Source organism: Fibrella forsythiae, from assembly GCF_017353175.1.
Lineage (GTDB): Bacteria > Bacteroidota > Bacteroidia > Cytophagales > Spirosomataceae > Fibrella > Fibrella forsythiae.
In genome coordinates this window covers 81,299-95,921 of record NZ_JAFMYW010000011.1, presented here as the reverse complement: position 1 = coordinate 95,921, position 14,623 = coordinate 81,299, and the positions used below count along the sequence as shown (strand labels likewise).

The 14,623-nt window shown below is 54.5% G+C and carries 9 protein-coding genes; 6 read left to right on the top strand and 3 right to left on the bottom strand.

Annotation, left to right across the window (positions count from 1 at the left end):
• Together J2I46_RS27485 and J2I46_RS27480 are read left to right on the top strand one after the other, a co-directional pair.
• On the top strand, positions 1 to 567 hold the full coding sequence (locus J2I46_RS27485) for a toxin-antitoxin system YwqK family antitoxin (RefSeq protein WP_229379979.1): 567 nt from the start codon (positions 1 to 3) through the stop codon (positions 565 to 567).
• A 401-nt stretch (positions 568 to 968) separates the two neighbouring features.
• Entirely contained in the window at positions 969 to 5,087 is a 4,119-nt protein-coding gene (locus J2I46_RS27480; protein ID WP_207332310.1) for a beta strand repeat-containing protein, read from the top strand.
• A gap of 82 nt (positions 5,088 to 5,169) precedes the next feature.
• Here J2I46_RS27480 and J2I46_RS27475 read toward each other — a convergent pair whose 3' ends face one another.
• A complete protein-coding gene (locus tag J2I46_RS27475) occupies positions 5,170 to 6,462 on the bottom strand; it encodes an aminotransferase class V-fold PLP-dependent enzyme (RefSeq protein ID WP_207332309.1) in 1,293 nt (430 codons plus the stop codon).
• A gap of 199 nt (positions 6,463 to 6,661) precedes the next feature.
• Between J2I46_RS27475 and J2I46_RS27470 the strand changes: the two genes are divergently transcribed.
• Entirely contained in the window at positions 6,662 to 7,801 is a 1,140-nt protein-coding gene (locus J2I46_RS27470) for an acetamidase/formamidase family protein (RefSeq protein ID WP_207332308.1), read from the top strand.
• 18 nt (positions 7,802 to 7,819) lie between these two features.
• Here J2I46_RS27470 and J2I46_RS27465 read toward each other — a convergent pair whose 3' ends face one another.
• Together J2I46_RS27465 and J2I46_RS27460 are read right to left on the bottom strand one after the other, a co-directional pair.
• A complete protein-coding gene (locus J2I46_RS27465) occupies positions 7,820 to 8,437 on the bottom strand; it encodes a DinB family protein (RefSeq protein WP_207332307.1) in 618 nt (205 codons plus the stop codon).
• A 205-nt stretch (positions 8,438 to 8,642) separates the two neighbouring features.
• A complete protein-coding gene (locus J2I46_RS27460) occupies positions 8,643 to 11,081 on the bottom strand; it encodes a serine hydrolase (protein WP_229379978.1) in 2,439 nt (812 codons plus the stop codon).
• A gap of 188 nt (positions 11,082 to 11,269) precedes the next feature.
• On the opposite strand from J2I46_RS27460, the gene J2I46_RS27455 reads away from it, so the two are divergent.
• The 3 genes from J2I46_RS27455 (at position 11,270) to J2I46_RS27445 (ending at position 14,580) form a co-directional block, all read left to right on the top strand.
• Positions 11,270 to 12,334 (top strand): N-acetyltransferase DgcN family protein, encoded by a 1,065-nt coding sequence (locus tag J2I46_RS27455; RefSeq protein ID WP_207332306.1) that lies wholly within the window; start codon positions 11,270 to 11,272, stop codon positions 12,332 to 12,334.
• Entirely contained in the window at positions 12,324 to 13,394 is a 1,071-nt protein-coding gene (locus J2I46_RS27450; RefSeq protein ID WP_207332305.1) for a mandelate racemase/muconate lactonizing enzyme family protein, read from the top strand. The genes J2I46_RS27455 and J2I46_RS27450 overlap by 11 nt, the downstream gene beginning before the upstream one ends.
• A 265-nt stretch (positions 13,395 to 13,659) precedes the next feature.
• Complete coding sequence (locus J2I46_RS27445; protein ID WP_207332304.1) at positions 13,660 to 14,580, top strand: heme-dependent oxidative N-demethylase family protein; 921 nt, start codon at positions 13,660 to 13,662, stop codon at positions 14,578 to 14,580.
• Positions 14,581 to 14,623: the final 43 nt, after the last annotated feature.

The following is a 14,623-nucleotide window of genomic DNA, read 5'->3' as shown; positions in this document are numbered from 1 at the left end:
ATGAGGTATTTACTGGCTGTTGCCCTCTTATTCATGGTGTTTGGGTGTTTGCAGGTCAATTCAGACCGGCCCGGAACGCCGCCTAATGTTGAGGTGGTCAACTACGATACGCTCCTGCGGAAAACCGACGACGGCTGGCTCTACGAGGGCCAGCTATTTTCTGGCTATATGGTCGAGAAAGAGCGCGATGGCCGGATCGTTTACCGGCTACCAATTCTTGACGGGCGAGAGAACGGCGTGGCAACAGGTTGGTATAACACGGGCGAAAAACTACTGGTCCGTTTGTTTATCGATGGTAAAAAGGAAGGACAGTTCAGACAGTGGTGGCCCAACGGCAAGCTCCGTTACGCGTTTCAATACAAGGACGACGAGTACGACGGCCTTCAACGTGTTTACTTTCCAACCGGCAAAAAGCGGGAAGAAAGCACGTACCTGGCCGGTGAACAGGAAGGCCCTCAGCGCGTTTGGAATGAATCGGGACAGCTTGTGTCGAACTATACGATCCGATATAAGAGAACCTACGGCATCGTATCCGTAAAAAGCTGCATGCCGGTGAGTCATTTGTAAACCTCGCGGCAGGCCATGCAAATAGTCTACGCTACATGCCTGCCTATCTTCCAGATGCGCCTTACACAGCCCCTCGAAGTGTTGCATGATTTTTGAGCTACCCCCTGCCAGATCTCCAGATAATAATGCGATAAGGGTGCGCGCTCAAGACAGATGGCCCCTGCTGCCGTGAAGTTGAAATTGATCGAACGGCCTCTTTTGCAGCTGTCTCGCTACGAGGAGCTTACAACCCGATGAGGCAGCGAGTGCCCTATTTCAGCAAAACATTTATGCCGGACGGGGCAGTACTGGCACAAAAATGGCTACTGATTCTATGGACTAACTCTCTAATGAGTTAACAATCTAATACTGGCCACGACATACTGCCTGATGAAACCAGTCAGGGCACACCAGGAGTAGATATGATGAATGGATATAGTTCTTGGGGGCCTGAGCAGTATGGCATAGGGAGGCGCTGGCTGGTTATTCTACTCGTGCTGGTTGGCCAGTTCATATCCCTATCTGCCGCACAGGCCACTCATTTTCGGTATGGCAACCTTACCTGGCGACAATTACCTTCTGATGCATCGGGCCGTACCATTGAGTTTAAACTCACCATGGGGTTCAGGCTGGGTTTTTTCACGCCGACCCCAACCGTCGGCTCAACGGTGACTAATACCAGCGCCAATTCCGGAGCAGCGTTCAACTACGGCGATGGAACCTCAATCTCTGTATTTGATTTCACGGTAACGACCATTAACGCAGCCGACGATTATCTGTATGGTGAAGCTACGCTCACTCATACCTACAGCACAACAGTCACCGCCGCCGCCGTAACTGCCTTCATTGAATCGAGTGCACGGCTTGCTTCGTTACAGAATAATTCAAATGGCCGTTACCGGATCACCTCGCTGGTGAATTTGGGTATTAACAATGCCAATCTGCCTCCCTCGTCGACCCTGCCCCCAATTGTCAACTTGCCCGTGAGTCAGTCGGCGGCAACGTTTACGGTGCCCGCTACCGATCCGGATGGTAACCCACTCACCTTCAGTCTGGCCACGGCGGCCGATCTGGGTGCAACATATGCCTTCACGCAGCCAACTGGCTTTTCTATAACATCAGCTGGTGTTGCTACTTTCGATACCCGGTCGCCCAAAGCGGTTAACCAGCTATACAATGCCATCATCAAGATATCGGATGGCAAATCGTTCGTTGTCATTGATTTCCTCATCAAGATCGTGGCGGCCAGTGACCCACCCGTTTTTGTGTATGGGGGTATTACGCCCGCCAACAATTCAACGATCCAGACTTACGTCGGCTGTCCGATAAACTTCACCGTTAGGGCTACCGACACCGACCCAACCAGCAACACCATTACCCTGCAGGGGGTGGGGCTTCCGTCGGGCGCATCGTTCTCTCCCGTCACGGGTTCCAATACGGTAACGTCTGCGTTCACTTTTACGCCGACCACCGAGGGTACGTCGGTCACGTCTTTTTTTGCGCAGGATAACGTAGGGAACCAGACGATAACCTCCGTCACATTTCGGGTGATCCAACCTATCTTAACTGCCAGATCACCAGCCGTTTGCGTTGGCAATACCATCAGTCTAACGGCGACACCCGGCACAAGTGCATCTGGGGTGACGACCTACACCTTCAGGGGACCAAGTGGTGTCATTGGCTCGCCTAGCACCAGCAGCACGGTTACGGTCAGCGGGCTTACGGCCGGTGTGTACACATTCAGCGTGACAACGACCAATAGCCTTAACTCAAGCTCGGCCTGTACCAGTACAGCCACCACGTCGGTTACCGTTGACGCCCCCCCTACCGTTACCCTGTCCAATTCGGGAACGCTAACTTGTTCGGTAACCAGCAATACACTAACCGCCACCAGTAGTACGTCTGGCACCAGCTATGCTTTTTCAGGGCCGGGACTTAACCAGACAAGCGCTGCCAACACGGCTGTGGTTACGCAGGCAGGTACGTATACGGTTCTTGTTACCACGGCCAGTGGTTGTACGGCGGTAGCCACGACAACTGTTTCCAGTAATACAACCACACCCCTTGCACCGACGGCCGCCGTAACGGCTCAGCCCAATTGTACACTGGCAACCGGTACCATTACCGTTTCTGCTCCCACAGGAAGCCAGTTAGCCTACAGTATCGACGGAGCGACGTACACCAATACAACCGGCGTATTTACCGGCGTGGCACCGGGCAGTTATTCGGTCACCGTCCGCAATACGGTCAGTGGGTGTATTTCGCCAGCTACATCAGTGACGGTCAACGCACAGCCCCCAACCCCAGCGGCACCAACGGCAAGCGTGACTTCACAGCCAACCTGTACAAACCCTGCCGGAACAATTACGATCACGGCCCCTACGGGTACAGGCCTGACTTACAGTATCGACGGAACAACTTACTCAGGCACAACCGTTTTTTCGGGTGTGGCGCCGGGGTCATACTCCGTAACGGTTCGTAATAGTAGTGGCTGTACGTCTGCCGCTACAGTCGTCACTGTCAACCAGGCCTTACTTGCTTCTGCAGCGCCAACGGCTACCGTTACAGCCCAACCAAACTGTACGCTGGCAACCGGTACCATCACCATCACAGCCCCTACAGGATTGGGGTTTTCGTATAGTATTGATGGAACGACGTATACCAACACGACGGGCGTATTCACCGGCGTAGCGCCTGGTATCTACGCGGTCACCGACCGAAACTTGGTGGGCTGCATTTCAGCGGCTACCTCCGTGACGGTTACAGCCCAACCTCCCACCCCGGTGGCTCCAGGCATCAGCCTGCTACAGCCTGGTTGTACACTGGCAACCGGAACGATTTCTGTTACCGCGCCAACAGGAACAGGCCTGACCTACAGCATCAATGGAACGACATACACCAATACTACCGGCATCTTCACCAGCGTAGCTCCCGGCTCTTACTCGGTTACCGTGCGCAACAGCAGCGGGTGTACCTCAGCCCCTACTGCTGTGACTATCAACACGCAACCCCCTACCCCGCTAGCACCAACGGCTACCGTAACTGTTCAACCCAGTTGCACGTTAGCGACAGGCACGATCACCATCACAGCTCCTACGGGGACTGGCTTAACCTACAGCATAGACGGAACGACATACACAAACACCACCGGTGTTTTCAGCGGCGTGGCGCCCGGGTCGTATTCAGTCACCGTTCGCAACAGCAGCGGCTGCATATCGTCTGCTACGTCAGTAACCGTAAATGCGCAACCGGCCACCCCTATCGCCCCAACCGTAAGTGTCTCCGCTCAACCCAGTTGCACGATGGCCACAGGCACAATCACTATTACGGCTCCTGTAGGGCCAGGCTTAACGTATAGCATAGACGGCACAAGCTATACCAACACCACGGGTACGTTTACAGGTGTAGCTCCCGGATCGTACTCGGTTACTGTGCGCAATAGCAGCGGGTGTACGTCGGCGGCTACCTCCGTCACGGTCACGGCTCAGCCCCCTACTCCGGTGGCACCAACGGCTACCGTAACCGCCCAACCTAGCTGTACGCTATCTACAGGCACTATTACCATTACTGCACCCACAGGCACGGGCCTGACCTACAGTATCAACGGAACAGATTATACCAACACCACGGGTACGTTTACAGGTGTGGCTCCCGGCTCTTACTCGGTTACCGTGCGCAATAGCAGCGGGTGTACCTCAGCGCCTACTGCCGTAACCGTCAATGCCCAGCCCCCTACCCCGGTAGCGCCAACGGCTACCGTGAGCACTCAACCCAGTTGCACACTGGCAACCGGTACCATCACCATTTCTGCACCCGTTGGCTCAGGCTTGACGTACAGCATTGACGGAACCACGTATAGCAACACCACCGGCGTTTTCACCGGGGTGGCACCGGGGTCCTACTCGGTCACGGTACGCAATAGCAGCGGGTGCACCTCAGCGCCTACCTCCGTGACCGTCAACGCGCAACCTTCTACGCCTACCTTGACGCTTAACTCAGCCACGCTTTGTGCTGGCCAGTCTGCGACTCTGACCGTAACGGGTTGCACCGGAGGAACGCTGCAATGGAGCACAGGAAGCACCTCCTCATCAATTATGGTAACTCCGCTAGTGACGACCCGCTATTCGGTGACGTGTCTGGCAGCCAGTGGGTGCTCTGCTACAACTTCGCAGACGGTCGTTGTCAGGCCTACGCCTGCTTACACCCAGCAGCCAACCGTAACGCTGGCCACCTGCCGCGGGGGCACGGCAAATCAGGATGCCAGCATCCGTTTTACAACCTTACAGAATACCGAACGCGCCGATTTTTTGGCGGCCAGTAGCTACACGGGTGGCCCTGCTTACGGAGCTGCCAGTAATCGGCTGGTTGCAGGTGGCGCCGTAACATTCGCGGGTCTGGCGAATCCTGCTTCAAGCCAGGCGTATACCGTTCGGTTGTTCAGTGCGGGAGGCCTCTGCACGGTCGACGTGCCGCTGACGCTGTTGAGCACCGATTGTCGCTGTTCGGGTTGTCCAAACATCATGCTACAAATGGGGAAATGAGCTTGCCCGCTCCCGACGCAGCAAACACGCGGATATGGTCAACGGGTGAACAACGTACCTGAGCTGTAGCGCGAGTCCACGATTAACTCTTCCGTGATTTACCGGCAATGGTCGTTATGGCTGCTACAAGCCGGTCGAGGTCTTTGGGCGAATGGTAGATATGGGGCGTCACCCGAACGCCGTGGATGTTTTCCCAATCGATACCGACGGTGTGAATTTTGTACTTGCCCATCAACTGACTGTCGACCTCCGTTGCCTTCATGCCGTCGATGGACACCAGCCCCACGGCACCCGCCCATTCTGGTTTGAGCGAGGTGTGAATTTTCACGCCAGGTACGTCCCGAACGCGTTCCATCCAGTAGTTTTTCAAATAATGAGCCCGGGCAAACTTGCGCGCTGAGCCGATGCCGTTATGAAAATCAACGGCCGTTCCGATGGCCATTTCTGAGGCGAATGACCGCGTTCCCAGGCTCTCAAATTTGCGGATATCGGGGCCATCGGGTTCGTTATTCGAGAGTAGCGCCCACACATATTTGATCTTGTTTTGCTTTACATACAACATGCCACTGCCAAACGGAGCGCCCAGCCATTTGTGGAGACTGGTAGCGTAATAATCGCAACCCAGATCAGGGATTTTAAAATCGAACAGGGCGAACGAGTGGGCGCCGTCGGCAATGACGTCGATACCGCGTTTGTGTGCTTCATCGGCGATCTTCCGAACGGGCATGACCTGGCCAATCCAGTTGATCATGTGCGTGATATGCACCACCTTCGTCTTCGACGTAAATGCCTTGACATATTGATCAACCAGTGCCGCTTCATTCTCACTCGGCAACTCCAGATTCAGAAAAACCAGTTTGATGCCATCCCGTTTTTCGCGCTGTTTCCAGGCGTTCAGCATGTTGGGGTAGTCCTGTTTGGTCAGCACTACTTCATCACCCGCTTTCAGGTTCAGACCGAAGATCACGGTATTCAGACCTTCGGTGGCGTTCCGGTTGATGGCAATTTCTTCCGACGAACAGCCCCCCAGCTCGGCCAGTTTATCGCGCAGTGCCTCACGACCCTGATCCAGAATGCGCCACATATAATACGACGGCGCTTCATTGCAGTACTGATAAAATCGGATGTGCGCATCCTGCACCACTTTGGGTTGCGGACAAACGCCGCCATTGTTCAGGTTCAGGATGTTGGGCGACACCGTGTATTCCGACTTGATACGCGCCCAGAAATCTTCATCCTGCGCCCATTCCAACGGCGACTTCAGGTCAGCGCTAGGCAACGATTGGCCTACCACTTGAGGCAAAAACGGTGGCAGTGTAAGCGCCCCCGTAGCAGCGGCGGCAGTTTGGCGAAGGAAATGTCTGCGAGAAGCCATACCTAGTTCGTTGATTGCGAAGTCATCCGTAAAATAACGAAATTAAATTAGGCAAACGGAATCCATCACAATCAATTTCTTCGGCATTAACGAGCTATTTTCGTGCATTGCAAAAGTGCCATGCTTATAAGCTGCTTCACGATCCAGATTACTGACGAAGCAAGCAAATCATCCAGATACAACCAATCATCAACAAATTATGCATCACTCACGACGCCGTTTTTTTCGGCAATCGGCCCAGCGGGGTGCGGCCGCACTGACGCTCCCGACCATCCTTCAGGCCTTATCGACTGAAACGGCACAGGCCGCAACGACGATTGAACCAGCCAAACCAGAACGCATCAAGCCAGATAGCGTGGTTCGGTCAGTACCCGAAAATATGGTCTGGGGCTATTTCGGGGCCGACGTTGCGCCAGTGAGTCGCATCAAAGACGGCGATATTGTTGAGATTCAAACTGTAAACCCATCGGGCGTGAGCCGCACAGACCCGGAGGCGTTCTACAAGACCAATAACCTGCCCATCGACGAGCATGCGAAGGAGGTTATTGCCATCATGAAGAATGTAAAACCCGAACCATCGGGCATTCGCGGCCATATGCTTACCGGGCCGATTTACATCGAAAACGCCCAACCCGGCGACCATATTGAAATTCGCATTCTCGACCTGACGCTGCCCGCCGACTTTGGTGTAAACAGCGTGTGGCCGGGTGGTGGCGGTATTCCCGACCTCGTGAAGCAACGCGAAACGTTCGTGTATCGCTACGATGCCAAACGTCGCACAGGTACGTTCATCGACGGGGTCGAAATACCCCTAAAACCGTTCATGGGCGTTATGGCCCTGTCGCCCCCCGCCGAAACAGGGCGCGTCAGCTCTATTCCGCCGGGGTTCTTCGGCGGTAATCTGGACATCAAGCACCTGACTAAACACTCAACCTTACACCTGCCTGTGTCGGTACCGGGCGGGTTGTTCACAACCGGCGATGGACATGCAGCGCAGGGGAACGGTGAGGTGAGCGGCGTGGCCATTGAAACCGCCGTGAACCTGACCGCCCAGTTTATTGTGCATAAAGGCAGCGGGCTGAAAATGCCGCGCGCCGAAACACCCACCCATTTCATCGCCGTCGGCCTGGATAAAGACCTGAACAAAGCCATGAAACAGGCCCTTGCTGAAGCCGTTCAATTCATACAGACCGAACTAGGCTTCACCTTCAATCAGGCACTGTCGATTGCCAGCACCGGCGTCGATCTCGAAATCAGTCAGGTGGTCGATCAGGTGCTGGGCGTTCACGCGATGATCCCGAAATCGATCTTTCCGAAAAAGAAATTTGGGTACTGGTAAGCCGTTGAGAGTCTACACCTACTTCGGCAGCCGCTTAGCGTACCACGTCATCTGCCCACGGTGGTTGGCGTAGTGCTCCGTAACGTGAAACCATTTGCAGTAGTTGTTCCAGTCCCAGTCTTTGGTTTCGCCAGCTAAAAGCCAGGCATCATCGCGTTTTTTCATTTCCGCTTTGGTGACTGCCCTCACTTCGTCAAAGGCATCTTTGTAGTAGCTCAATGGGTTTCCCTTGATCTGGTTTCTGGCATTTTCACCCAATTCCATAGCCGCCCCCCATTTGGGTTTGTTGGCTGCCGAAAAGTCCTGGAGACCGTGAAACGTAATATCCTGATAAATGACCTCGGTGGCAGCCAAATGCAGCATCAACGAGCCAATGGTATTTGACTCTTTATCGAAAAGGAAATCCAGTTGTTCTACGCTTAACTTCGAATTGTATCTAATCACGGAGTCGCTCACCCAGTCCAGCATGGAGAGTAACGTACCTATCTGTGGTGTAAAACCCGTTTTAGGCCCGATATGATTGATGTTAGCCTCATCTACGAGCGTAGAAGCTACCCCGTTATGAGGCATTATGAATGCACCGGCTCCAGCGCTAAATAGGGCCAATTCACTGACAAACTTCCTGCGGTTATACATAGGGTGCTGGTTTAAGTATATATCTGGTTTTCAAGTACGGAAAAAATCAGGTGCCGTTCGTCTTACAAGATCCATCTTATATACTGTTACGTTGTAACCTGACTTATTTCGCGGTTCGTTTTATCAACGTACCTGGATAAGCACCCGTTGGCTTCTGGTTCTGGTAGACCAGTTGCCCAGCTACCCACACCGCCTCGATACCGGTCTAAATGGCTTTGTTATTGCCGATACGGGCGTTGTCCTGAACGGTATCGGGGTTGAACAGCACCAGATCGGCGTAGTAGCCGGGGGTGATCAGGCCGCGCTCACGCAAACCCAGGTGTTCGGCGGTGAGGCTCGTCATCTTCTGGATCGCGGTTTCGAGGGGCATCAACTTCTGATCGCGAACGTACCGGCCCAGTACCCGCGTAAACGCACCATAGCCACGTGGGTGACCGTCATTCGAGCCATCCGAACAGATATTGGTGTGCGGCCAGGCCAGAAAATTCGCCACATCGGGCTCATCCATCGACTTACCCATGATGCCTTCAATGCCACTGGCATCCGGGTTTTTCTCTGAAAACGCCGCCGCTTCTGCCACCAGCCCCATCAACGTTCTGGCGGGGTTCTCCTGTCGAATCGCGGCAATATCGCCAACCGTTTTACCAGCATAGGCCGGGTTTGCGGCAAAGCGCAGCAAAACGGATTTCGACGGATCGAACAGTTGGTTCACGGCAAATTCAGCGCTGGCCGGGTTGGTATAATCGCGCTTCGGGAAGAGCACGCGCAGGGTCGACATCCAGTAATCGTACGGGTAGCAATCGGCGGTGATGTTCACGCCTTCGGAGCGGGCCTGCTCCAACCGGGCCAGTAGCCGGGTCGACTGTCCCCATTGGTCGCGCAGGGCAATTTTAAGGTGCGAAATCAGGACGGGCATTTTCGTAATACGACCGATCTGAATGATCTCATCGATGGCCTCATCCATCGTGATGTCTTCACTCCGGATGTGGCTCATGTACCGTCCGCCCGAGTCGGCTGCTACCTGAGCCAGTTGAATCACTTCGTCCCGACTCGAGAAAAAGGCCGATTCATATTCCAGGCCCGTCGACAGGCCCAGCGAACCACTAGCCAGGTCGGCGCGGAGCAGCGTTTTCATGCGCGTCAACTCATCGGGTTTAGCGGTTCGGTACAGCCCATTGATGCCCATCGCCTGTTGGCGTAGCGTAGCATGACCGGTATAGCTCGCCATGTTCACGGCCACAGGCTGCTGGTTCAGGCGGGCCTGCAACGTATCCATCGGTGTGCTGCTGCCATCCTGCCCTACCACGATGGTGGTGATTCCCTGACTGACTACGGCCAGGGCATCGGGCTTCAGGCCAGAACCGTGGTGACTGTGGCTGTCGATAAAGCCGGGGGCCAGTACCAACCCACGTCCGTCGGTAACAGGTTCATCAGGAAAAGCTGTGAGGTCACCCACTTCCCGAATCCGGTCGTTTTGGAGACGGACAGACGCTTTTCTCGATGGCGTACCTGTACCATCGACCAGCCGGACGTTGGCAATCAACTGCGTTTTGGAGAGGACTGGCCTTTTCCCATCCAGTATGTCACGAACGACACCACGCGCCAACTCATTGGTACCGCTGGTCAGCACGATCAGCGTCTGCTTTTTTTGGACATACCGGACAATCAGGTTCCGAAATCCTACCCAGCTACCCGTATGCGCCAGCACGTTCCCGCCTTCGTTAATGAACCAGCCAAATCCGTACGGGTACGTTGTGCCGTTATTGAGCTTAACAGGCAAAAAGGCTTCACGAAGCGTGCTGGCTTTCAGTAGTTTCCCGGCATATAACGCCTGATCCCAGGCCAATAAATCGTCGGCCGACGAATACACATTGCCATCACCGATAACGCCGTCAATCCGGATCAGATCATTCGGCCGGTTTTTACCATCTCCACGCCTAAACCCATGCACCCGGTTATGGGGCATTGTGCCGCTGTTGAGGTAGTAGATGTATGTGTTTTTGAGGTTCAGCGGCCGAACAATCTGCTGCTCGAAAAAACGCTCAACGGGCATTCCCGCCAGCTTTTTGATGATTGACCCTAGCAGCACGTACCCCGTATTGCAGTACTCCCAGCGGTCGCCGGGTTGAAAGATAAGGGCCGGTTTATGGTCGTGGAGCAGTTTGAGCATACCAGCATTGGTCAGCGTATCGAGCGGACCGGTGTACTGCTGGGCCAGATCGAAGTACTCGGGCAGGCCGGACGTGTGGGTCAGCAGGTGTCGTACCGTGATGGCCGGGTAAGGGAAATCGGGCAGGTACGTCTGTACGGGGTCGTCGTACCGCAGCTTGCCTTTTTCCTGTAACTGCATGATCAGCATCGCGATAAACTGCTTCGACACGGATGCCAGATTGAATGCCGAACTGGTCGTCAACGGCTCGTTCGTGGTGATATTCATCGTACCGAGCGCCTTCTTGTACACCACCTTGCCACCCTCTGCCACCAGAACAACCCCGTTGAACATCGCCTGATTGTGCAGTATCGTCAGCACAGAGTCAACCGTTTTCAGTTGTTTCGACAGGGGTTGATTCGTGGACTGCGCCTGCGTACCAACCCAGGTAAGTAGAAAGGATAGAAACGGTAAACAGATACGACGGCGGTTCATGATGGATGGGATTAATCGGATGACCGTAAAAATCACTATCGATTTATTTAGGCAAAATGGCCATATTACCCCAGAAAACCAGTTTTACATCGTATTTGGTGTAAATGCTTTAGCGTTGACTTGGTTTCGCGCTACGTACAAAACAGAAACCACTTGATCAATCGATCCCCTTATCAACTATCCTTAAAATGGCAAATAGAGCTATTCTGCTCACTGATGGCTTACTGACCACCTCCGACGCCAAAACGGCACACGGCCTGATTCGGAGTACAGACCGCTACCAGGTTGTCGGCGTTGTTGACGTACCCACCGCCGGACAGGACGCAGGTACGCTGCTCGACGGACACGCCCGAAACATGCCCATTTTCGACTCCGTTGACGGGGCACTGGCTCAGCTTGGCGCAGTCGATTACGCCATTGTTGCCGTAGCAACCGTTGGTGGGGTACTGCCGCCAAACATGCTCCATGACATCAGGCACTGTCTTGAACGGGGCCTGTCGATCGTCAACGGGTTGCACGAATTTCTGAACGACAAGCCGGAATTAGTCGCGCTATCGACGCAATACGGTGGGCATCTGATTGACGTTCGCCGGCCTAAACCACGCCACGAACTGCACTTCTGGACGGGTGAGATCAATCAGATTACCGCACCGATCATTGCCGTGCTGGGCACCGATTGCGCCCTGGGTAAACGCACCACCGCCCGGTTGATTCGCGAAGCCTGCGCCCAAAAGGGTGTAAACGCTCAGATGATCTATACGGGCCAGACTGGCTGGCTTCAGGGCGTGACGCACGGTTTCGTGTTCGACTCAACGCTGAACGATTTCGTATCGGGCGAGCTGGAACATGCGCTGGTCTCCTGCTGGCGCGAAACGGGTGCCGATCTGCTACTCATTGAAGGGCAGGCATCGCTGCGAAACCCGAGTGGGCCGTGCGGCTCCGAATTTCTGGTATCGGGCCATGCGCGGCAGGTTGTGCTGGTTCACGCCCCCAAACGTACCTATTACGATCATAATCCAGACTGGGGAAAGATTCCACCCGTAGAAACGGAAATCACCCTGATTCAGGCGTATGGTGCCACGGTTATGGCGTTGGCGCTGAACACAGAAGGGTGTAGTCGCGATGAAGTGTTCGCTTATCAAAAAGAATACACGGAGCGCCTTGGCATCCCCGTTTTGCTTCCGCTCGAAGAAGGTGTGGAGCCGATTTTACCCCTTATTCAGCAATTAATTACCACAGTTCATGCGCATTAAAGCTGTTCGGTCGTACCGCCGCAACCTGGCCCTGACCAAGCCATACACCATTGCCTACCAGACCACAACGGACGTTGACAATGTCTTCCTGGAAATCGAGCTTGACAATGGTATGATTGGTCTGGGCGCGGCCAATCCAGACCCCGATGTCGTGGGTGAATCACCTGAGCAGACAATGCAGAATCTGCAAAGCGACTGGATAAACAGCTTCGTTGGCCGTGATATCCGGCTTTTTAACGCCCTCATCGACGAAGCCAGCGGACGTTTCCCGAATCTGCCAGGTACGTTAGCCGCCATCGATATTGCCCTCCACGATGCTTTTGGGCAGTTTCTGGGCGTGCCGGTGGTCGCCTTCTTCGGGCAGCGGCATCAGGCACTCCCTACCTCGGTCACGATCGGTATTATGGACGTAACCGACACATTGATCGAAGCCGCTGCATACGTGCAACTGGGCTTTCGGGTGCTCAAAGTGAAAACAGGGCTGGACGTGTCGGAAGATGTGGAACGGGTACTCAAACTGCGCGAAGCCTATGGCAATCAGGTGACCATTCGGGTCGACGCCAACCAGGGGTATTCACTAGCAGACCTCCGGCTTTTCCTGACTAAAACCAGACTGGCCAATGTCGAACTCATTGAACAGCCAATGGTGGTGGGGCGCGAACAAACGTTACTGGCCTTACCTGCCGACTTCCGCCGCCTGTTTGCCGCCGACGAATCGCTGAAAAACCTGGAAGCGGCTGTAAACCTGACGCACGAGCCACAGCCTTTCGGTATTTACAACATCAAGCTGATGAAATGCGGGGGTATCCGAGCCGCACTGACCATGGCCAACATTGCCCGGACAGCCCACATTTCGGCATTCTGGGGCTGTAACGACGAAAGCCGTGTCAGCATCACGGCGGCGCTCCACGCGGCGTTTGCCTGCCCCAACACCCGCTACCTCGACCTCGACGGCAGTTTCGATCTCGCCGAAGATGTGGTTTCGGGTGGGTTTACCGTCGAGAACGGCGTAATGCGGCCAACGGGCGCTGCCGGGCTGGGGCTTGTTAGGATTGGTTGACTGGTTGACTGGTTGGCTGGTTAATCGGTTGACTGGTTAATCGGTTGATTGGTTAATCGGTTGACTGGTTAATCGGTTGATTGGTTAATCGGTTGACTGGTTAATCGGTTGACTGGTTAGTTGACTGGTTAATCGGCGGCCCTAAGCCCGCAGCGAGTAATTAGCCGACTAACCAGCCAACCAACTAACCAGTCAACCAACAACCAGTCAACCAGTCAACCAATTAACCAATCAACCAATTAACCAATCAACCAGTCAACCACACATGCTTCCCTACTTTCCTTTCGGGCAACGCTTTAATGACAAGATGGGGACGGTTCCGCTGCTCGAAAGCGACCGGCTGATTGAGGTAGATGGCCATTACCAGACCGAAATCGCGCTGAAGAAGGAGCTACTAGCTGAGTTACAAGACTATTATTTCCAGATGCTGCCGGGCCACGAAACGGCGCAATGGGAGGTGCTGGAACTAGTGCTCCAGAATCTCGCCCGTTTTCATCCCGATCAGTTTACGCTACGGCAGGAGGGCAACCACTGGCACTGGGCGAACCACCTGCTCAACGAAGAAGCGACGTTTACGATTGGAGATTCAGGTACGTTACCCAACGCCCCCCTTGATTGGGTCGGGCGGCAGGTGCAGGAAGATCTGGTGCTTCTGACGGGGCCGGAATCGACGCTGATTGGTGGACAGCTTTGCTTTGGTAATGGCTGGTGCCTCGACGAGAAAGTAGGGCTTCCTTTCTGGCAGATTCACGCGCCGATTGTACCGATTGTATCGCCGATGATACAGGCCGCACAGAAACTCATGGAACGCCTGCCCGTTGGTCGCCCGGTGTGGCGCATGAACTGGAGCGTAAAAATCACCGACCAGCTCGACATGACCAGCCGACAGACACCCGCCCTCGACCAACTTATAGCCGACCTCATACCAACCTTAACCCCTGAAACGATTGGCAACCAACTATACCTCCGGCTTGAACGGCAAACGCTGACACGGCTTCCAACATCGGGTGCTATTTTATTCGGCATTCACACCTACCAGAATATACTAGCCGCCGAAATAGCCGCCCGCCCCGACGCCGCAACCCGGCTCTTACAAGTGTTCAGCACCACGCCCCCCGCCATGCTCGATTATAAAGGCATGACGCCGTTCATGCGGCCCTTACTAACGTACCTGAAAAGCGCTTAGCCTGTAGCGCCGAGCTGGAGCTTCGGCGCTACAACTCCCTCAA

Coding starts and splice junctions, on each gene's coding strand:
- J2I46_RS27485 (WP_229379979.1), top strand. CDS start 1: ATGAGGTATTTACTGGCTGTTGCCCTCTTATTCATGGTGTTTGGGTGT.
- J2I46_RS27470 (WP_207332308.1), top strand. CDS start 6,662: ATGCATCACTCACGACGCCGTTTTTTTCGGCAATCGGCCCAGCGGGGT.
- J2I46_RS27475 (WP_207332309.1), bottom strand. CDS start 6,462: ATGGCTTCTCGCAGACATTTCCTTCGCCAAACTGCCGCCGCTGCTACG.
- J2I46_RS27480 (WP_207332310.1), top strand. CDS start 969: ATGATGAATGGATATAGTTCTTGGGGGCCTGAGCAGTATGGCATAGGG.
- J2I46_RS27450 (WP_207332305.1), top strand. CDS start 12,324: ATGCGCATTAAAGCTGTTCGGTCGTACCGCCGCAACCTGGCCCTGACC.
- J2I46_RS27460 (WP_229379978.1), bottom strand. CDS start 11,081: ATGAACCGCCGTCGTATCTGTTTACCGTTTCTATCCTTTCTACTTACC.
- J2I46_RS27465 (WP_207332307.1), bottom strand. CDS start 8,437: ATGTATAACCGCAGGAAGTTTGTCAGTGAATTGGCCCTATTTAGCGCT.
- J2I46_RS27455 (WP_207332306.1), top strand. CDS start 11,270: ATGGCAAATAGAGCTATTCTGCTCACTGATGGCTTACTGACCACCTCC.
- J2I46_RS27445 (WP_207332304.1), top strand. CDS start 13,660: ATGCTTCCCTACTTTCCTTTCGGGCAACGCTTTAATGACAAGATGGGG.